Genomic DNA, 19,958 nt, shown 5'->3' with positions numbered 1-19,958 from the left:
TCAAGCGGTGCCAAATCCTGATCGTCGACGCGCCCTCACCTTGACCATCGCAGCCGCGTTCGCAAGCGGCATCGCCATGGTCTTCATGCAGCAAGTCGGACAGATCGGGCGCGGCCACAACCCGCTCACCGGGTTGCGGACGAACTTCTGGTACGACCAGCTCGGCTATCTCGCAATCTCGGCGGACGTCGCGAACGGGCATCTCGATTCCACTGAGCCGGTATCGATGACCGGGGTCAGCCACTACCCGCGCTTCTACTACTCGATCGTCGGCGTCGTGGCCCGTGTTCTCGGGCTCCCCACCGTGACGGCGTGGAATCTCACCTCATTCGTATTGCAGATCGCGGCTGTGACGGCGATCGGAATCGTCGCCGCGGTTCTCGCCCGCCGCTGGTGGGTGGCTCTTCTCGCCCCGCTTCCTTTCTTCACTGGTACGTTCGCCTATCTCCAGGGTGACAGCTGGTACACCGTGTTACAGGCGCATGCAGTGCTCTGGGGCCCGTATGGCGCTCTGTTCTCCAACAACGGGGAGACAGCCGGTCTCTGCGTCGGCCTCATCGCCGTCTCCGGTCTGATCTGGGCATGGTCGAGTCCGCGACAGACACGCACGCGAGTGATCGTCACGATCATCGCTGCTGCCCTCATCGGCATGCTGTCCAGCTTTCAGACTTACTCCTTCCTCACGTTCACCTACCTGCTCGTGTACGGAGCAGCCATCGCGGCGATCGTGTTCGTCCGGGCGCGAAGGAAGACGATCCTCGTCGTGAGCGCCCTCCTGCTCGTGCTCGTCTTCGTGGCGGGCCCGCTCGTCGCGGATCGCATCGGTCAACTCCCGACTCTCATGTTCGGTCTGGTGCCGGCTTTCCCCGGGCTCGTGTACGCGATCATCCGCACACGCGGTCTTGTCGCGATCGCCGGCACCGTGGCCGTCCTCACAGCGGCACCGCAAGTGGTGTTCACCCTTGGCGGCGTCGTGTCGGGAGATCCGTTCCTCTCGTATCGGGTCGCTTCCAACCACCAGCTCGGCATCGTCTCCTGGCAGGCGCTGATGAGTGCTGCAGCGGTGCTCGTGCCTTTGATCCTCCTGCTGATCCTCGCCATTCGGCTGCGCGACCGCTTCACCCTCACCCTCGTATCGACGGCGCTCTTCGTAATTCCGTTCCTCTCCATCAACGACATCTGGGGCGCGAACGCGGAGCCGTATCGATTCTGGATCGAAGGACTCCTCGTCGGAGGCGTGATCGCCCTGTTCGGTTTCGCGCGTCTGTCCACCCGGGTGACGCACGCCGATGCGGAGGTCGCTGACCGCGCGAAGAACGCGCCGGAGAAGAAGCTGCTCGTGGCTGCCGTGGTCGTCTCCATCGTCGTCTGGGGCGTCTCGGTTCCCGACTGGGTCAACTCCGTCAGGGACGGCACGATGCAGGCCTCGTGGAACCCGTCGACGGAACGGGAGTCGGCGATCGCCGCGATGGCACGCGAAGGGAGCCTCGATGCGTCCACCGGGCTGCTGGTGACGGAGCGATGCGTCGACAACCGCACCGCCAAGGTCACCTCCGGCTCGCCCTTCGCCTACTACCACCTGGGGATGGCGTGGCCTGCAGACAAAGATGCCATCGATGACATCATCAGCGCGCGGGACGCGGGAGCCCTCGACTTCGAGGCGATGACGTCCTCCGACACGCGGTTCGTGCTCACGGACTCCAATTGCGCCACCGATTGGGAGACCCTCTACGCCGATCGGTTCGAGCGCGTCTCCTCTGCCGACTACCGGTTGAGTGACGGCGAAGTGATCCTCGACGGCGCGCAGGGAGATGGTCGGATCACGCTCTGGCGCGTCGCCGACTGAGGTCAGCGACCAGGCGTCCTCTGCGCGAAGTCTCCGAGGCAACAGCCTCCGAGGCGAAGACCCCCGAGGCGATGACCCCTGAGGCGACAGCTCGATGCGAGTGGAAGCTCGGCGGGAAGACGGATGCCGTCCTTCCGAGATCATCGACATCGGAAGGACGGCATCCGTCCCGGCACACTCCCTGCCGCACCTGAGCGAGCACTCCTCCCCCGGCCGGAAACGACCACGAGCAGTCGCCCTCCTCGAGGCGGTTCACCGAGCGCTCAGACGGCGCCGCCCTTGGGCAGCATGGCGAGCGAGTTCGCAGAGAGTGTGAGGATCTGAGGAGACCCGGTTCCTGCCAGCGCGACGAGCTTCGCCCACGAGGTCACGTGCTTCGCCGAACCGCCCTCGACGACGTAGACGTCGCCCGAGGAGGCGGACTTCACGAAGACCCGGTCCTTCGCGCCGCCCGCCTTCAGATCGAGACGGGCGCAGGCCGCCGCGCTCAGCTGGACCACGGAGGTGGTCGGCATCACGGTCGCGGAGATCGGCCAGAGGCCTCCCGATGACGCCAGGTACGTCTGGCCCGCGCACGCGACGATCGGGCCGACATCCGGTCCCTTCGTCATCCCAGTGAATGCTTCGGCTGACAGCAGCGTGAAGGCGAGGCTCACCCCGAGATCGGCGGCGACGCCGGCCGAGGGGATCCGGAACGCGGTCTGTCCGCTGACGAACATGATGTCGGGCGAAGTGCTGAGCTTCACCACCTGTCCGTCTGCCATCGCCGGTCCGGTGGGGAACGCGGCGAGCGTCGCGGGCTGCACGGTAGCGATGCTGGGGGCGGCTCCGCCGTTGGCCTGCACGAGCAGGCTCCAGGCGAGGACTGGCCGCTGCTTGCCTGCTTCGAGCACGACGACCGAGGGCGAGGCCGCGGTCTTCACCGCCAGGACGTTCCCCGCACCGCCGATCGACGGCAGCTGGGCGCAGGTAGCCGCCCCGGCATCCATGACGGCGACACCGGCCGACGCCGGCGTGGCGATGGGCGCCAGGGCACCGCTCGCGACGAGGTAGCTCTGGGCGCCGCAGCGGAGCCCCGGCTTGATCGCCAGACCGCTGTCCCGGTAGCGCGACATGCTGCTGGCTGGGACCGTCACCATCGATGCCGGACCGACTCCGTACTCGGCCACCTCGGACCAGTTACGGATCCACGCGAGCTTGTCGAAGTCGACGGTGAGATACACCTTGCTGTCGTTGTCCGCCTTGACCACGGATACCGGCGCGAAGTACGGAGCCGACTTCGTCAGTTTCGCGAATCGGTCGGCGGAGATGTAAGGCGCGTAAGGTGGCTTTCCCGGGGTGCTGTTGACGGCACCGGCCGCCCTGGCATCGAAGAGAGGCGTGGCCGTTGTGGCGGAGTCGAAGCGGCCCCAGGTCGACGAGCCGCGCACCTGGAAGTAGGCGCCGACCTCCGCGCCCGTCGACAACCGGTTGAAGAGCGTCGACGTCACGGTCGTCGGCGCCGCACACGAGGAGCCCCAGTACGCGACGAGCTCGCAGCTCGGAATGCGGTGCATCTGGCCGCCCTGGACCATTGCCATCGTCCCCGTCGCGGGGTCTCGTAGAACCGAGCTGGTCGTCCCTCTCAGCGTGAAGGCGCTCAGGGTCGCGTCGCTGACGACGCGCACCGGGCCGTATGCCGCGTTGAGCTCGCCGAACGACTCGAGATCGCCGATCCGCCACCGCGACTTCTCGGAGATCAGGAAGACGTCCGCACCGGAGTTGGTCTTCGCGATCGTCATGTTCGAGATCTGCGTGCTGCCGAACCAGTCGACGAAGTTCCGATAGAAGTTCCGGTTTCCGTACGCGGAGCAGCCGTCTCCGTTGCCGTAGGGGTTGTTGAGGGCGGCAGCGTTCGGCTGATAGGGGGTGTAGTAGTAGAGCGCGGCGGTCGCCTTGTTCGCGACGTAGACCGGCGAGGTGCCGCAGGCGCGCTCCGGGTTGTAGAGGATGTTCCACGTCTTCCCCGGTGCGTAGTAGGTGAAGTAACGGCCTTCCGCATAGATCTGGAACTGACGGGCCGCGCCATACACCTGATTTTGGAAGCCTGCGAAACGCGGATCGCAGGTCGCAAAATCCGGACATCCATGCCCCATCGCGATCACGTAGCGGAAATTGCTCGGCCACGTGTGTGTGATGAGGCTCTGCTCTTTCTCCAGAGTCGCAAGGATGACCTGCGGATTGATGCCGCACGAGATGGCGGTCTTGTAGATGATCCGAGCCGCCGGTTCGTTGGCCGCCCCGGCGTATCCAGCGCAGTAGGCGTCGGCGGCCTTGCTGACCGTGCTCTGGGTGTAGTCCTTCAGACAGACGTAGCCGGATTGGCACGACGGCACCTTGCTGCGCAGGAAGGCGGCGATGTCGGCCTCCGACATCGTGCCCGGGTTGAAGAAGACCTCGTCGGAGATGATGTTCCCCGCATTGAACTGACGCATGTCCGCCGCGGGCACGATCAACGACTTCGCGGCATCGTTCGAGGCGCTCGCGGTGACAGGGGCGACGACGTTCGCGGCGACAGGGGCGACGGCGTTCGCGGCGCCCGGAGCCAGTGCCAGGATGATGCCGGAAATCACTGCCACGCCGGCAACGAAGGCACGCGCCCTGGGCGCGCGGACGGGATCGGATACGCGCTGTCTCATGGGACTATTGTGGCGCATGTTAAAGGATGTGACTACTGGGATCTGAGGAAACGCTGACCGTCAGCCAGATCTATGCAGTGTGGCAAAGCAGAATCGCGGCCGTTCAGGCTCTCGACCGGGCAGCACCGACGGCTGCGGCCGCTCGTCGTACGGCGTTCAGCCACGATGTGGCACGATAGACGGGTGAAAGGCATTATTCTCGCGGGCGGCTCCGGTACTCGGCTACATCCGATCACCCTGGGCGTCTCGAAGCAGCTGATCCCCGTGTTCGACAAGCCGATGGTGTACTACCCACTGTCGACGTTGATGCTCGCCGGCATCGACGAGATCCTCGTGATCACGACCCCACATGACGCACCGTTCTTCGAACGGCTGCTGGGCGACGGTTCGCAGTTCGGAGTGTCGATCACGTTCGCCGTTCAGCCCTCTCCGGACGGTCTCGCGCAGGCGTTCACCATCGGTGCTGACTTCATCGGCACCGATCGGGTCGCCCTCGTCCTCGGCGACAACCTGCTCTATGGTCCCGGCCTCGGAACGCAGCTGAAGCGTTACACCGAGATCGAGGGTGGCGCCATCTTCGCGTACTGGGTCGCTGACCCCAAGGCATACGGGGTCGTCGAGTTCGACGACGACGGCAAGGCCATCTCCCTCGAGGAGAAGCCTGCCGTTCCGAAGAGCAGCTTCGCTGTCCCCGGTCTCTACTTCTACGACAACGACGTCATCGAGATCGCTCGCAACCTCGAGCCTTCACCGCGAGGCGAGTATGAGATCACCGATGTGAATCGTGCCTATCTCGAGCGTGGTTCTCTCCAGGTAGAAGTGCTTCCTCGGGGCACGGCCTGGCTCGACACCGGGACCTTCGATCAGATGACGGATGCCGCGGAGTACGTGCGGACCATCCAGCGCCGCACCGGGCTCTCGATCGGGGTGCCGGAAGAGGTGGCCTGGCGACAGGGCTTCCTCAGCGACGACGAACTCCGACGGCGAGCCGAACCGCTCGTCAAGTCCGGATATGGCACTTACCTCCTCGAGACCCTGGAAAGAGGCCGTCGATGACTCGCCTGCTCGTCACCGGCGGCGCCGGATTCATCGGTTCCAACTTCGTTCACCACGTGGTCGAGAACACGGATGCACATGTCACAGTGCTCGACAAATTGACCTACGCCGGCAACACCGCATCGCTCGAAGGCCTTCCCGCCGACCGGGTCCGACTGGTCCAGGGCGATATCGGCGACGCCGATCTCGTCGATACGCTCTTCGCTGACGCTGACGCCGTCGTGCACTATGCCGCTGAATCGCACAACGACAACTCGCTGCACGATCCGCGCCCGTTCCTCGACACGAACATCATCGGCACCTACACGCTGCTCGAGGCCGCGCGTCGACACGATCGTCGTTTTCATCACATCTCCACTGACGAGGTCTACGGAGATCTCGAGCTCGACGATCCGGAGCGCTTCACCGAATCGACGCCGTACAACCCGTCGTCGCCGTACTCGTCGACCAAGGCCGGCAGCGATCTCCTCGTGCGCGCGTGGGTGCGTTCGTTCGGCGTTCGAGCCACGATCTCGAACTGCTCGAACAACTACGGCCCTTACCAGCACGTAGAGAAGTTCATCCCCCGCCAGATCACCAACGTCCTCCGCGGCGTTCGCCCCAAGCTCTACGGCGCCGGGCAGAACGTGCGCGACTGGATCCATGCCGACGACCACTCCTCGGCTGTGCTGACGATCCTGGAGAAGGGCGAGATCGGTGAGACCTATCTGATCGGCGCCGACGGCGAGAAGGACAACAAGTCCGTCATCGAGCTGATCCTCACCGAGATGGGACAGCCTGCCGACGCCTACGACCACGTGACCGATCGCGCCGGCCACGACCTCCGCTACGCGATCGACTCCACGAAGCTCCGCACCGAGCTCGGATGGGCGCCCAAGTTCAGCGACTTCGAAGCCGGGCTCGCGTCGACCATCGCCTGGTATCGGGACAACGAGGCGTGGTGGGCGCCGTCGAAGGACGCCACAGAAGCGTTCTACGCAGGCAAAGGACAGTAGGGAAAGCGTGTACGGCACACCTGGTTGGGGACATCGGTCGTGACAGAGTACGGAAAGACCCTGGGTTCCAGATCGACTCCGATCCCAGGGCTTCAGGTATGGGACCTTCCGGTCCACGGCGACAGCCGCGGCTGGTTCAAAGAGAACTGGCAGCGCGAGAAGATGGTCGCAGCCGGGCTCCCCGACTTCGGCCCCGTTCAGAACAATGTCTCGTTCAATGACGCGATCGGCACCACCAGAGGGATCCACGCGGAGCCGTGGGACAAGTGGGTGTCCGTGGCGACGGGGCGCGTGTTCGGAGCGTGGGTGGATCTTCGCGAAGGACCGTCGTTCGGAACCGTCTTCACCGCCGAGATCGATGCATCCGTCGCGGTCTTCGTGCCGCGAGGTGTGGGTAACTCCTACCAGACGCTCGAAGCCGACACGTCTTACTGCTATCTCGTGAACGACCATTGGTCGCCCGATACGGCGTACAGCTTCCTGAACCTCGCCGATGAGACGGCGGCTATCGCGTGGCCCATCGATCTGGATGCCGCCGCCCTCAGCGAAAAGGATCGAGCGCATCCGCGTCTCGCCGATGTACGGCGCGTCGCACCCCGCAAGACGCTCGTCCTCGGCGGCAATGGACAGCTGGGCAGTGCGCTCCGCGAGCTGTTGCACGACCGATCCGATGTGGAGTTCACCGATCGGAGCACGCTGGATCTTCTCGACCCCGAGTTGGCGAGCGCCCGCAATTGGAGCGAATACTCGACCGTGATCAATGCGGCCGCGTACACCGCCGTGGATCGGGCCGAGACCCCTGAGGGACGACGGGCAGCTTGGCAGGTCAATGTCGACGGCGTCCGACGCATCGCGCAGGTCGCTCGAGATCATGCGCTCACTCTCGTGCATGTTTCGAGCGACTACGTGTTCGACGGCAGCAAGGACGGCGCCTACTCCGAAGATGACGCCGTCGCGCCTCTCGGCGTGTACGGGCAGACGAAGGCCGCCGGCGAGACAGCCGCCGAGATCGCTCCGCACCACTACATCGTCAGGACGAGTTGGGTCGTCGGAGACGGCCCCAACTTCGTGAAGACCATGGCCTCGCTGGCTGAGCGGGGCATCGATCCCCGGGTCGTCGACGATCAGCGCGGACGCCTCACCTTCACCGACGAACTCGCGCGTGGGATCATGCACCTCATCGAGGCTGCACCCGACTACGGCATCTACAACCTGAGCAACTCGGGCGATCCGGCGACCTGGGCTGACATCGCACGTTCTGTCTTCGCGCTCACCGGCAATGCCCCCGAGCGCGTGAGCGGGGTAAGCACCGCCGAGTACTTCCGCGATGCCGCGGACGCTGTGTCACCACGCCCGAGCAACAGCGTGCTGGACCTTTCCAAGATCCGAGCCACAGGCTTCGAACCGGCCACGCTGCAGCGTTCGCTCGAGACCTACCTCGAGAAGCCGGCCGTATAGGCCAGACCTCTTGGGCGACGATGTCGCGTCGCCCAAGAGGTGCAGTTAGCTAGCGCTCGGGAGCCTCCGGGTACTCCACCTTCGGGTTGAAGGTGATCCCCCGCAGCCACTTCGCGAGCAGCTTGGCGCGAAGGTCCAAGGACACGCGCCCTCGGTGGAGGCTGACGAACAGACGTGCACCGAACTCGATGTAGTGCACGAGCCCTCGGTGGTGCAGCTGCCAGGAGGCTTCGTTGCGGACGCCGTATGCGAACTTCCAGAGGCTCTTCCGATCGACCATCGCGAAGTTGACACCCCGGTTGTCGCCCATGTCGTGGACGACCTTGCTGTCCAGAACCTGCACTCCAGGGCAGCGCGCGGTGAGCCGGAGAGTGTATTCGCGGTCATCGAACCAGATGAAGTACTCGGAGTACGGGAATCCGTACTCCGCGATCGCCCATCGCGGAATGAGCACCGACACGAACGAGCAGGCGGTGACCATAACGTTCTGCTGGCCCTTGACGAGGAGCCGGCCCCAGTCCCATGTCGGGACCGGGTTGTTCATCTCGCAGATGCTGCCGTCGGTGAACTCCACCACCGAACACGCGAACGGCACCTCGCCACCGAGCTCTGCGACGGCACCGTCGAAACCCGCGATCAGCGCTGAGAGCGCTTCCGGCTTCGGGTAGCAATCGTCATCCATGATCCAGACGTGGTCTGCACCCGATGCGTAGCCTCGCCGCATGCCTTCGGAGAACCCGCCCGCCCCGCCGGAGTTCTTGGTCATCGTCACGACCTCGACCGGGACCGCCAACTCGAGTGCGGACAGATACTCCGCTGTGCCATCCGTGGAGGCGTTGTCGATCACGAACAGGGTCTCGACCGAATGGGTCTGCGCGGCGACGGAGGCGAGCACCGTCTTCAGCTTCTCCAGCCGGTTGAAAGTCACGACTACTGCTGCAACGCTCACCACGAGCTCACCTCTTCCTTGAACCACGAACTCGCAGACGGCCGCGACAACAGCTTCTTCTCCGCCTTGCGCTCCTTGCGCCACAGCGACTCTCTGGCGGCCTCATCGTCGATGAGCGGCCTGACGGCCTCCGCAAGACCCTGGGCTGCACGGTGCGCGAAGCGCGGTACGAGAGCCGCCTCGGGAATGATGTCACGCTGAGCGCCGACATCGGTCGAGACCACAGGAACCCCATGCGTGATGGCTTCGAGCGTCGTGAGCGTGAGGCCCTCGTTGTGAGACGAGACGACGAGGACGTGCGCTTCATCGAGGGTCTGCGCCACCGGCGTCGCCGATGTGCGGCGGATGATATCGGCGGTCATGCCCTCACCGGCGATGACGTCGTCCATCCAGCCGGCGAGTTCTCCGTCACCATGCAGGATGAAGCGGAGCGCGTATCCCTGGCGCTTGAGACGACGGGCCATCGCGACGAAGACCTCCGGTGCCTTCTGGCGGGCCATCCGGCCGATGAAGGCCACTGTGAAGGGCTCGCCCTCGAGCCGCGGGCGGAAGACCGCATCCTTGGGCTCGACCGTGAGTCCACCGAGCGGGGCCATCACCACGCGCTCGGCCGGAATACCCTGCACATCGGTCATCCAGCGCGCGAGGGTCGGCGATATAACATGGTGCTTGGTGATCGAGTTCGCCGCGATCGCACTGCTGAGCGGGTATCCCCCGCCGGCGTACTCGATGATGTGCGTGCTGTCGACGATCGGGATCCCGGGTCGCGATGCAGCGATCCAGGCGACACGATCGTAGATCCACTGGTTGTGGTGGATCACCACGCCACGGACGTCGAACGTCCGCAGCAGTGCTCGAAGAAGCTGCTCGATCCCCGGAGTCTGGGAATCGACGGTCGGCTCGGAGAACGGGATCAGGAGCGCCCCGTCGAGTTCTGCTCGCGTGATCCATGGCTGATGCGAATCGCGATTGGTCAGCACGATCGGAAGGAGACCGGCCTCACGCACGAGACGGACGGCCTCGAACGCCCAGAGCTCAGCACCACCCAGCTGGAACCAGTGCAGTCCGAAGATCACCGCTTTCTGGGCGCCTTCCGGGGCGGGCGCTGCGGGAACGATGACATCGTCTTCGTGTGCACCGCCCGGGAGGAACTCGTCGGCGTAGGTGCGACGGATCATAGGCGTGCTCAGCTTCCGTCGGAAACGCAGCAGCGAGAGGTCGCGGAGGTCGTCGTAGATGAGCGGTGCGCGTGCCTTGACGCGGCGGGCGAGTCCGCCGATGAGTCCCTGGCGTGGCGGCTGGTAAGGATCCGCTTCCAGGACAGCATCCGACGATACGTGCAGATGCCGGGTGTCAGATGCCACGAGGGCCGCCGAGGGCGCTTCGGACGTCTCGGCGACACGAGTCTCCGGCGCCACCTCGCTGATGATGTCGAACGACTCACGTCGGTGCCTGTTGAATCGCGACATGCCATCGAACGTGCTGTCGTCCGTCAGCCGCGGGCGAGTCTCGACCGTGCCGTCGTAGAGGTGGACGCGGAGCGTCCGCTCGGGCGCCATCAAGGCGTGGAAGTTGAGTGCCCCCACCAGCAGTCGTCGCTCACGTGCTGAAAACCCGGATCCGGTGTTCTCGTCGGCGAATCGGAAGAGCGCAGGCTGATCGAGAGCTTGAAGAACTGTCACGAATACTGGTTGCTTTCAGGTCGACGGACGCACGAGAACCTTCACCTTACCAGCGAGAATCACGCGCTCCCTGGGCCTCATCTGAGCGTCGACGGCTCACCGCTTTCATCAACCTGCCAGGCATCACCGACACTCACTCGTATGATTGCTTTCGGTGCGCGCGAGACGGTCGGCGCATACGGAAGGTGGATTCGCGGTGCAACAGGCTCGCACGCTCGATGCGCAGAGGATGACGACTCCCGGCGCGAATCGAGGGCTTCTCGAAGTCTTCCGACAGCGCTATCTCCTCTCGCTCATCGTGCGGAAGGAAGTGCAGATCAGATACCGAGGTTCGATCTTCGGTTGGCTCTGGTCCTATGTGAAGCCGCTCGTCCAGTTCGTCGTCTTCTTCGTCGCCATCGGTGTGTTCCTCGGGCTGAACGACCGGGTCGAGTTCTTCCCGATCTATCTGCTGTCGGGCATCACCGTCGTGACGTTCTTCAACGAAGCCTTCTCGAACGGCACCCGCTCCCTCGTGGACAATGCCGCGCTCATCAAGAAGATCTATCTGCCTCGCGAGATGTTCCCGATCGCGAGCATGATGATCGCCGCGGTGAACACCCTCCCGCAGATCATCGTCGTGGTGGGGATCTCCCTCTTCTTCGGATGGGCCCCCTCCCTCGCCTCCATCGCCGCCATCGTGCTCGCGCTGGTGATCATCGCAGTCCTGGCGAGCGGGCTCGGGCTCTTCTTCGGCGCGATCAACGTCACGTTCCGCGACGCGCAGAGTTTCGTCGAGATCATCGTGATGGTCGCGATCTGGGCGTCGCCGGTGATGTACGAGTGGACGCAGGTCGCCAGTGTCGCACCGGAGTGGCTCTTCGTCCTCTACCGGCTGAACCCGATCACCGCCGCTGTCGAGCTGTTCCACTACGGCATCTGGTTCCCTCTCGGCCCCGGCAACGCTTCTCCCCTCCCCGATCTCTGGATGTACGGACTGATCGCTCTCGTGACATCCCTCGCCGCGCTGGTCATCGGCCAGCTCGTCTTCCGCCGACTGGAGGGCCGCTTTGCCCAAGATCTCTGAGCCCCAGACGCAGACCCTGCCGCGCGTCGTCATCGACGACGTCCACAAAACCTTCAAGCTCCGCCACACGCACTCCATCAAGGAGACGGCCCTCGCGGCGATCCGTCGCAAGCCCCTCACGACGAACTTCCATGCCCTCGACGGCGTCTCGTTCTCGATCGGCGAAGGCGAGTCCGTCGCGCTGCTCGGATTCAACGGATCCGGCAAGTCCACCATGCTCAAGCTGATCTCGGGTGTTCTCGAGCCCGACAGCGGCGCTGCGCTCACGCGGGGGCGCGTGGCCGGACTCATCGAAGTCGGCGCCGGATTCCACCCGGACCTCTCCGGCCGGGAGAACATCTTCCTCAACGCCGCGATCCTCGGTATGACCAAGAAGGAGACCGAGGCTCGCTACGACGAGATCGTCGCCTTCAGCGAGATCGAGAAGTTCATCGACACCGAGGTGAAGCACTACTCCTCCGGTATGTTCCTGCGTCTGGCGTTCTCAGTGGCGATCCACACCGAGATGGATGTGCTCCTCATCGACGAGATCCTCTCGGTCGGCGACGAGCCGTTCCAGAAGAAGTGCCTGGCCCGTGTCCGCGAACTCCACGCGAAGGGCAAGACCCTCGTCGTCGTCAGCCACGACTTGAACATGGTCTCGAACCTGTGCGAGCGGGGCATCCTGCTCCAGGGCGGGAAGATCCGCTTCGACGGCCCGAGCAAGGACGCCGTCGAGTTGATGCGGGCCTAGGGCGTGTCTGACAATTGCCTGGTCCAGGCGATGATGCCGTGGAGGATGACCGCGGCTCGGTAGGTGGTCGCGTGTTTGTCGTATCGGGTGGCCGGCCGAGCCACTGCTTGAGGTGGCTGAAGCGGCGCTCGATGACGTTGCGGTTCCTGTAGTCGGCCGTGTCGAGCGCGACGGGCCGTCCGCCTCGTGATCCTCGGCGTTTGCGGTGACCCTTCTGGTCGTTGGGTTCGGGGATGACGGCCTTGATGCCGCGGTCGCGTAGGTGCGAGCGGATCGCGCGAGACGAGTACGCCTTGTCGCCGCGTACCGCGTCCGGTCTGGTGCGTGGCCGACCGATCTCACGCCCAACGCGCAGGTGCGACATGAGGGGCAGGAACATCGGCGAGTCACCGGCCTGACCGGGCGTGATCATGGTGACCAAGGGCAGCCCGTTACCATCGACGAGCTGATGGACTTTGGTCGATAGCCCGCCGCGTGAGCGACCGATGCCGTGGTCAGGCGGCTCTTCCCGCAGATTCGTGTAGTTCGACCCAGCCCCCTGTGAGGCGCGTCGTGTTCGTCGCGTGCTGATATGCACGTGCGATCGTGGAGTCCACCGACAGCGACCAGTCCACCAATCCGGCGGCATCCGCGGCAGCGGTCAATCGAGCATGCACCTTCTCCCACGTGCCCTCCACCGCCATTCGGCGATGCCAGGTCCACACCGTCTGCCACGGGCCGAACACCTCAGGCAGATCCCGCCACGCGATCCCGGTCCGATAACGGTAGACGATGGCCTCGACCATCGACCTGGCATCGGAGAACGGTCGCCCTCGTCGCCCGGTCCGTGCCGGGAGCATCGGCTCGATAAACGACCACTGAGCATCCGAGAGCACTTGGGACCGCGACATCCGCTCAGGCTCCCAGCCCGTCACCCGTACTTCTGTCAGGCGCACCCGAGTTCGATGCAGCAAGCGGCCTCGTCATATGGAAGTTTGTCATCGGCACACCGGCCGTCATGGGGTGCTGCTCGGCCTCCACGATGAAGCCGTGGCGTTCGAAGAAGGGGCGCGCCGTGAGACTGACGTCCGCCGAGAGCGCGATGGCACCAGTGGCCCGCGCCTCGGCTTCTAGCAGCGCGAGCAGCGCAGAGGCCAGACCGCGACGAGCATGACGCGGCGACACGAACATCATGTCGATGTACCCCGTCGGGCTCACATCGGAGAATCCTGCGATCGCATCATCCACGACGCAGACGTAGCTGTTGCGGCCCTTCATCGCACGGTCCCAGTCGCTCTCGTTGCGTTGTGCCGGACGCGCCCATGCGGCGATCTGTTCGGTCGAGTAATCAGCTGCCGCGGTCACCGTCACCGCATCAATGAACACCGCCAGGGTCGCGCGTGCGTCCTCGCTCCGGTACGGACGAATCTCGACATCGGGGTTCTCGTTCACTCGACCATCTTCGCAAGACGCATCCACGCTCGCTCCGGCCAACCGATCCATGGCCAGCGTCAACTGCGCCGCCGTCACATTCCACGGCATCATCGCCAGCACCAAGCAATTGTCAGACACGCCCTAGGTCACAAGTCGGCGTGCAGGCCCCAGAGGCGCTCCGCGGAGCTGGCCCAGGAGAAGGCCCGAGAGCGATCGGCTGCGAGCACGCGGAGTCTACTCGCGGCCCCCTCGGTCGCTTCGGCGACAGCGTCTGAGATAGCGGCGGCGGGAACCAGCATCCCGCCGTCAGCGACGACGTCACGGTGGGAGCCGCTGTCCACCGCGACGACGGGGATGCCGAGAGCCATCGCTTCGACCGCGCGCCACGGCCACCCGGCTACCGCACCCGTCGCGACGTAGGCGGAGGCTCCATCGAGGACCGCGGCACGATCCTCGATAGACAACGCCCCCCGCACATGCGCACGTCGCTCGGGCAGACCGGCGGCGGAGGCAGCCTCGGCGTAGCGGGGCTCTGCGCCATCGGGGGCGTCGAGGACCACGGCATCGACGCCTGCTGCCATCGCGCCTCGGAAGCCCTCCGCCAGGCTCGTAGAAGAGCCGGTGAGCACCACGTACTCGGCCGGAAGAGAGAGCGCCGCGCGACGATCGGTGGCATCGCGCGGTGCGGCGAACTTCTGCGGCGCGGCCCCGGCGATGACACGGACCCGGTCTCCGAGCTTCGCAAGCTCCGACAGCCGCTCAGCGACAGCGTGCGAAGGCACGACCACCGCGTCGGCATGCCGCACCGCACGTCGAAGCATGCCGCGCTGCCACGCCACCACACCCTTCGGCAGCAGCTCCGGAGCATCCCAGGCCCGCAGATCCCACAACGTAACGGTGGTCTGATCGTTGTCGTGCACACGATCGTGGCGCACCAGAGGCGCCATCAACGTGGGCGAGTGGATGAGTCCACCGCCGACGCCAGGCGCGATACCGAGTTGCCAGGACGCGGCGAGTTCACGGCGTCCGAGACCGAGCCTGCGTACATCGCCGACGCCTGCCAACGGCACGGCGGCCCCCGCAGGGACTATGGCGTCCACCGTGCACCCTGACGGCGCCGTCGAGACCAGCCCGGCGGCGAGATCTATCGAGGCGTGCGCCTGATCCGCATCGACGACATGCACGAGCTGATCCAGAACAACACGCAGCCGAGCACCCATGCCAACAGGCTATCTTCGCGGTGCCTCTCCTCAGCGGAACGCACCGCCCGCGCCGCGCGAATGTCAGCGTTCGCACAGATTGCGCCCACCACCGCAACAGCGGTTCATGCTTGAATGCTCGAGTGAGCGATGGTCGACTTCCCGTCCGGCGCCGATGGATCGGGTGGACCGTCGGCCTTTTGGTGTCCCTGCTGCTCCTCGCGGTCGGATGGGTCACGATCCGGGGCATCGGCGCGGTGAACGACCTCCAGCAGGTCGCCAAGGGCGCCTCCCAGCTGAAGGGAGCGATCGCCGCCGGCGACCTCGACGGCGGGAAGCCCATCGCCAGGAGCATCGCGAACAACGCAGCCTCCGCTCACGACCTCACGTCCGACCCCGTATGGCAGGCATTCGGCGCGCTACCGTGGATCGGACCGAACTTCCGTGCCGTGAGCGAGATCGCCGAGATCGCCGACGATGTGTCGTCCGATGCCCTCACTCCTCTCCTCGATGTGGCGGCGGACTTCGACCTGGCCAGCCTCGGATTCGCCGGCGGAACCATCGATCTCGCGCCGTTCGCCGAGGTCGCCGAGCCGCTCGGCACCGCCGACACCGCGCTCAGCGCCGCAGCACTGCAGGCACGACGCATCGACGCAGATGCCACGCTCCCCCCTCTCGCCGATGCCGTCAGTCAGCTTCGCTCATCGGTCACAGAAGCTGCGACCGTGGTCGGGTCCCTCCACGGCGCAGCCGTTCTGCTGCCGACGATGCTCGGCGGCGAGGGTCCGCGAAACTACGTGCTCGCGATGCAGAACAACGCGGAGCTGCGCTCGTCCGGCGGTATCATCGGCTCGATCGCGCTGCTGCACGCCGAGAACGGCAAGATCACTCTCCAAACCCAGGCGTCGACGCGGGACTTCCCGCCACTCGACGCTTCTCTTCCGCTCAGCGATTCCACGATTGCACTGTTCGAAGATCGCCCAGGACGGTATCTGCAGAACATCACGAGCATTCCGGATTTCGCAGAAGCGGGCCAGACCATCGCCGCACGCTGGGAAGGTCGATTCGGCGGGACGGTCGACGGCGTCATCGCCGTGGACGCCGTCGTCGCGAAGCATCTGATGTCCGTCACCGGCGATCTCAACTTCGGCCCGTTCACCGCGACCTCCGACAACATCACCGACATCCTCCTCTCGGAGATCTACGCCGCCGTTCCAGACCCCGCAGTACAGGACCAGATCTTCGCGCAGGTCGCAAGCGCGCTGTTCGGTGCAGCGCTTGCCGGCGGCGATCCCCAGGCGATGATCGGCGCGCTGGCGGATTCGGCCGCTGAGGGACGCATCCGCATCTGGAGCGCCCACGAAGACGAGGAGGCTGTGCTCGCCTCGTCGGCGCTGGGTGGCACGATCCCGGCCGACGACGCCGACGCCACCTATGTGGGTGTACTGATGAACGACACCACCGGCGGCAAGATGGACTATTACACCCGCGCGTCCATCACCACGGCGGTCGGCACCTGTCAGGGAGATCACACGACGCAGGTGCGAGTGACCTGGACCAACACGGCTCCGGCGGACGCCGCAACCTCTTTGCCGACGTACGTCACCGCCGATGGATTCTACGGAGTACCTGCCGGCAGCGTGCGAACGCTGATCGCGATCTATGGGCCGGACGGAGCGACTCCTTCCCACATCGATCGCGATGGGGCAGAGGAGGGCGTACAGACGGCGATGATCGGCGACCGGTCCGTGGTGCAACACGAAGTATCTCTTGCGCCGGGCGAATCGACGACGATCACCATCGAGTTCCAGGGGACGGGCTCAGGAGAACGTCTCACAGACGTGTTGCACACGCCTCTGATCAATGACCCGGACACGAAACGGGTGTCTCTCCAGTGCGCTTCGTGACTTTCTCAGGTCTTTAGGGTACTGTCGACTCACTGGGGAATATCTGGCGTCTGCCAACCTGCCGTGGGGGCAGGAAGACGCCACGCAGTCGGATGCAGGGGTGTGTCCGAAGGCGATTCCGCGTGAAATTCTGGGGAGAAATCATGCTGAAAAAACTGGCTGCCATCAGCCTTGCCGCTGGCGCACTCGTATTCGTGGCGCCCGCTGTCGCAAACGCCGCGCCGACTGTTCCGGCCGCGTCGTCCGATACGTATCCGACGCCTCCTGGAGCGAAGGTCGGTAACCCGATCATCGACATCTGCGAAGTCTCGACCATCGTGTTCGGTCCGGGTTACTTCGTTCCGTCCGAGAACGTGAACGTGTCCGTCTCCGGCTACAACGCCGGGAAGGCCGCCGTCTCGGGGAACACCGCCACTGCCGACGGCAGCCTGACGCTCACGTTCCGTCCGCCGTCCGATGGTGAGGGCTCCTATGCCGTCGCCTTCAACGGCTCGCGCTCATACACGGCGACCATCACGGTTTCGCACGGACACGACGCGGCTGCCAGCTGCGATCACGATCCTGGTGTCGCTGCTGCGGGTTCCGAGTTGCCGCTCACCGGCGGAGCCATCGAACTCGCGCTCACCGGTGGAAGCGTATCGCCGTGGGTTCTCGGTGGCGGAGCCGCGGCGCTGGTCGCCGGTGGCGCCCTCGTCGCAGTCGGAGTATCTCGCCGCAAGCGCGCCTAGATCCGGCTGCCGCCTCGTGCGGTGGTCGACTGGACGACGGTGATCCCTCCCCCTCCGATCACCGTCGTCTGGTGCATCCGGTGGACAACACCGGAAGCCCACGGCCGTCCCCTCCCTCGGGTGGGCGGCCGTGGGCTTTGTCGCACCCGCAGGGGAGCATGCACGCCCGGCACCTGCCCCTCTGTGCTGCGAGCACGCGCCGGGCCCTAGTCAAGAGTCCGTGCGGTTCCCGCGGCCGCCTCGCCATGAATACGCTGCGCGCACCGCCTCCGTGGCGGCACGCGGCGATCAGGGCGTCGGCGTCGGAGTCGGAGGATGCAGCGTCTGCTGCATCAGGTCACGGATGTACGCGTAGTCAGGCTGATGCTCGTCGATACCGGCTTCGGGTGTGAGCTCGATCGTCGTGACCTGCTGCTCCTTAGCCTTGAGCATCAGGTCGAAGAACTCGGGAAGTTTATCGGATGGCAGATCAGTGCTGATCAGCGCTGTCCCGGCCGCCGCCACCTCGTTGAATCGCGTGAGCACAGTCTGCGGCGTGAACTGGGCGAGGATGGCTCCCTGCAGCTCGCGCTGGCGCTTCATCCGATCCCAGTCACTGGTCGTGTAGCGCGAGCGGGCATACCACTGAGCGGTATCGCCGTCCATGCGCTGCTTGCCCGGCTCGATCCAGCCGATGGCCCACTCGTTCACGTCGCTGCCGGTCCACCCCTCGGGCGGGCCGCCCTTGGGCAGCCGCTCTGTGACATCGATCTCGACGCCGCCCAGGGCATCGACGAGCTCGGCGAAACCATGCATGTCGACGAAGACGTAGTACGGGATCTCGATACCGAGAATTCCTTCTGCTGCGTCCTTCGTCGCCTCGATACCCGGTTCCGAGCCGTTCGCCACAGCATCGGGATACAGGCCCTCACCGCCGTCTTCCCGGCAGACCTCGGCGGCGTTGCGCACGTGATTCATCCAGGCGTTCCAACCGCAGGTGGAGGAGCCGTGGCCCTCGAATCCGTTGGGATACAGCTCCTGCATCGGGCTACCGTCGCTGAAGGGCACATTCGGAAGCTCACGCGGGATCCCGGTGATGGTCACGGCTCCGCTGTCGGCGTTGACCGACACGACGGAGATGCTGTCGAATCGCATCGAATCACGACCGTCGCCGCTGTCCGCACCGAGCAGGAGGATGTTGTAGTACCCGTCGCTGGGCGCCACGCTGGGGCCGCTCTGTCCGAAGATCGAGCCGATGGTGTTGCGTACCGATCCGACGGCGGTCGCGGCATAACCAGCACTACCTCCGACCAGTCCCAGCAGCACCAGCGCCACGACCGGGATGGCGAGTCGTGCGACGCCGGGCACCTTCACGAGCCGGACAATGCGCAGCGTGTCGAACGTCAGCACGACCCAGAGCACGACGTACCCCACCAACAGCACCTGCACTATCGTCAAGACCGCGGCGGAGAAGAATCCGCCGCCGATCGTGAGCCACAGCAGGACGGGGCGAGCGAAGAGCGCGAGCCCCAACGCCACGATCGCCAGGAACCAGGAGAGCATCGTCGCGCCGATACCGAAGCGCCCGAGCCGACGATTGCCTGCGAGAACCTGTGCAGATCCGGGCACGAGAAGGTTCATCGCGACCAGCCACCAGCCGCGCTTGGCCATCATCCCCGAATCGGCGGAGTCGGGATGCCTCAGCGGCCGAGTCTCGATGAGCGGGCGCCGTGTTGCGCGCGGAGGCGCAAGGGTCACAGCGAACCCTTCAACCGTTCGTTCTTCGTCTCGACCTGCGCCTCGAGGTCACGGGCGTACTCTTCGACACGGTCGGCGAGAGCGGTGTCCGAGGTTCCGAGAATCCGTGCGGCGAGCAGACCGGCGTTGCGGGCGCCCCCGATGGACACCGTCGCCACCGGGATTCCTGCAGGCATCTGCACGATGGAGAGAAGGGAATCCATACCGTCGAGGTACGCGAGCGGCACCGGGACTCCGACGACGGGGAGCGGCGTCATCGAGGCGAGCATTCCCGGAAGATGGGCTGCTCCCCCGGCTCCGGCGATGATGACGCGGATACCGCGCGACCGCGCCTCGCGCGCATACGACATGAGCTTGTCCGGAGTCCGATGCGCCGAGACGACCTCGACTTCGTGCGGGATGCCGAAGTCCGTGAGCGCTTGAGAGGCATCGCTCATCACGCGCCAGTCGGAGTCGGATCCCATCACGACGCCGACCAGAGGCTCGGCGGAAGAGTGCAGTGGCTCGGTCA

15 protein-coding genes and 1 pseudogene are annotated in these 19,958 nt (G+C 65.2%); 8 read left to right on the top strand and 8 right to left on the bottom strand.

Going from position 1 to position 19,958, the window contains the following annotated elements:
• The first annotated feature begins 7 nt into the window (after positions 1 to 7).
• The gene (locus ACIQTX_RS09185) at positions 8 to 1,846 is read left to right on the top strand and encodes a hypothetical protein (protein WP_402971489.1); all 1,839 of its coding nucleotides are present in this window, start codon (positions 8 to 10) and stop codon (positions 1,844 to 1,846) included.
• 263 nt (positions 1,847 to 2,109) lie between these two features.
• Here the strand turns inward: ACIQTX_RS09185 and ACIQTX_RS09180 are convergent, their stop codons facing one another.
• Positions 2,110 to 4,524 (bottom strand): hypothetical protein, encoded by a 2,415-nt coding sequence (locus ACIQTX_RS09180; protein ID WP_402971487.1) that lies wholly within the window; start codon positions 4,522 to 4,524, stop codon positions 2,110 to 2,112.
• A gap of 183 nt (positions 4,525 to 4,707) precedes the next feature.
• On the opposite strand from ACIQTX_RS09180, the gene rfbA reads away from it, so the two are divergent.
• From rfbA to ACIQTX_RS09165, 3 genes are read left to right on the top strand one after another with little or no spacing between them, the layout of a single operon-like run.
• Positions 4,708 to 5,580 carry a glucose-1-phosphate thymidylyltransferase RfbA gene (gene rfbA, locus ACIQTX_RS09175; RefSeq protein WP_402971484.1) on the top strand — a complete coding sequence of 291 codons (873 nt, stop codon included), beginning with the start codon at positions 4,708 to 4,710 and terminating at the stop codon, positions 5,578 to 5,580.
• Positions 5,577 to 6,575: a dTDP-glucose 4,6-dehydratase gene (rfbB, locus tag ACIQTX_RS09170; protein ID WP_402971481.1), complete on the top strand. Its 999-nt coding sequence runs from the start codon at positions 5,577 to 5,579 to the stop codon at positions 6,573 to 6,575. Before rfbA ends, rfbB begins: the two co-directional genes overlap by 4 nt.
• A 39-nt stretch (positions 6,576 to 6,614) precedes the next feature.
• A complete protein-coding gene (locus ACIQTX_RS09165; protein WP_402971479.1) occupies positions 6,615 to 8,033 on the top strand; it encodes a sugar nucleotide-binding protein in 1,419 nt (472 codons plus the stop codon).
• Between the two features lie 49 nt (positions 8,034 to 8,082).
• Here the strand turns inward: ACIQTX_RS09165 and ACIQTX_RS09160 are convergent, their stop codons facing one another.
• Together ACIQTX_RS09160 and ACIQTX_RS09155 are read right to left on the bottom strand one after the other, a co-directional pair.
• On the bottom strand, positions 8,083 to 8,982 hold the full coding sequence (locus ACIQTX_RS09160) for a glycosyltransferase family 2 protein (RefSeq protein WP_402971476.1): 900 nt from the start codon (positions 8,980 to 8,982) through the stop codon (positions 8,083 to 8,085).
• A complete protein-coding gene (locus ACIQTX_RS09155) occupies positions 8,979 to 10,664 on the bottom strand; it encodes a glycosyltransferase (protein WP_402971473.1) in 1,686 nt (561 codons plus the stop codon). The genes ACIQTX_RS09160 and ACIQTX_RS09155 overlap by 4 nt, the downstream gene beginning before the upstream one ends.
• A gap of 229 nt (positions 10,665 to 10,893) precedes the next feature.
• On the opposite strand from ACIQTX_RS09155, the gene ACIQTX_RS09150 reads away from it, so the two are divergent.
• Together ACIQTX_RS09150 and ACIQTX_RS09145 are read left to right on the top strand one after the other, a co-directional pair.
• On the top strand, positions 10,894 to 11,730 hold the full coding sequence (locus ACIQTX_RS09150) for an ABC transporter permease (protein ID WP_028503674.1): 837 nt from the start codon (positions 10,894 to 10,896) through the stop codon (positions 11,728 to 11,730).
• Entirely contained in the window at positions 11,714 to 12,463 is a 750-nt protein-coding gene (locus tag ACIQTX_RS09145) for an ABC transporter ATP-binding protein (protein WP_051251252.1), read from the top strand. Before ACIQTX_RS09150 ends, ACIQTX_RS09145 begins: the two co-directional genes overlap by 17 nt.
• Here ACIQTX_RS09145 and ACIQTX_RS09140 read toward each other — a convergent pair.
• The 3 genes and pseudogenes from ACIQTX_RS09140 to ACIQTX_RS09130 form a co-directional block, all read right to left on the bottom strand.
• Positions 12,460 to 13,353 (bottom strand): annotated as a pseudogene (locus ACIQTX_RS09140) (IS5 family transposase). The gene ACIQTX_RS09145 and the pseudogene ACIQTX_RS09140 sit on opposite strands and share 4 nt — an antisense overlap.
• Before the next feature lie 4 nt (positions 13,354 to 13,357).
• Positions 13,358 to 13,987, bottom strand: a complete 630-nt coding sequence (locus ACIQTX_RS09135) for a GNAT family N-acetyltransferase (protein WP_402973017.1) — start codon at positions 13,985 to 13,987, stop codon at positions 13,358 to 13,360.
• Positions 13,988 to 14,022: 35 nt separating this feature from the next.
• Positions 14,023 to 15,096 (bottom strand): glycosyltransferase, encoded by a 1,074-nt coding sequence (locus tag ACIQTX_RS09130; RefSeq protein WP_402971468.1) that lies wholly within the window; start codon positions 15,094 to 15,096, stop codon positions 14,023 to 14,025.
• 122 nt (positions 15,097 to 15,218) lie between these two features.
• Between ACIQTX_RS09130 and ACIQTX_RS09125 the strand changes: the two genes are divergently transcribed.
• Both ACIQTX_RS09125 and ACIQTX_RS09120 read left to right on the top strand, forming a co-directional pair.
• Positions 15,219 to 16,982: a DUF4012 domain-containing protein gene (locus ACIQTX_RS09125; protein WP_402971465.1), complete on the top strand. Its 1,764-nt coding sequence runs from the start codon at positions 15,219 to 15,221 to the stop codon at positions 16,980 to 16,982.
• Positions 16,983 to 17,125: 143 nt separating this feature from the next.
• A complete protein-coding gene (locus ACIQTX_RS09120; RefSeq protein ID WP_105526893.1) occupies positions 17,126 to 17,710 on the top strand; it encodes a hypothetical protein in 585 nt (194 codons plus the stop codon).
• A gap of 288 nt (positions 17,711 to 17,998) precedes the next feature.
• Here the strand turns inward: ACIQTX_RS09120 and ACIQTX_RS09115 are convergent, their stop codons facing one another.
• The gene (locus ACIQTX_RS09115; RefSeq protein ID WP_402971461.1) at positions 17,999 to 19,447 is read right to left on the bottom strand and encodes an LCP family protein; all 1,449 of its coding nucleotides are present in this window, start codon (positions 19,445 to 19,447) and stop codon (positions 17,999 to 18,001) included.
• Positions 19,444 to 19,911: a 5-(carboxyamino)imidazole ribonucleotide mutase gene (gene purE / locus ACIQTX_RS09110; RefSeq protein ID WP_402973014.1), complete on the bottom strand. Its 468-nt coding sequence runs from the start codon at positions 19,909 to 19,911 to the stop codon at positions 19,444 to 19,446. Before purE ends, ACIQTX_RS09115 begins: the two co-directional genes overlap by 4 nt.
• Positions 19,912 to 19,958: the final 47 nt, after the last annotated feature.

Source organism: Microbacterium sp. NPDC090281 (genome assembly GCF_044769635.1).
Taxonomy (GTDB): Bacteria; Actinomycetota; Actinomycetes; order Actinomycetales; family Microbacteriaceae; genus Microbacterium.
The sequence above is the reverse complement of the archived record's forward strand: the minus strand, read 5'-3'. Positions and strand labels throughout refer to the sequence as shown.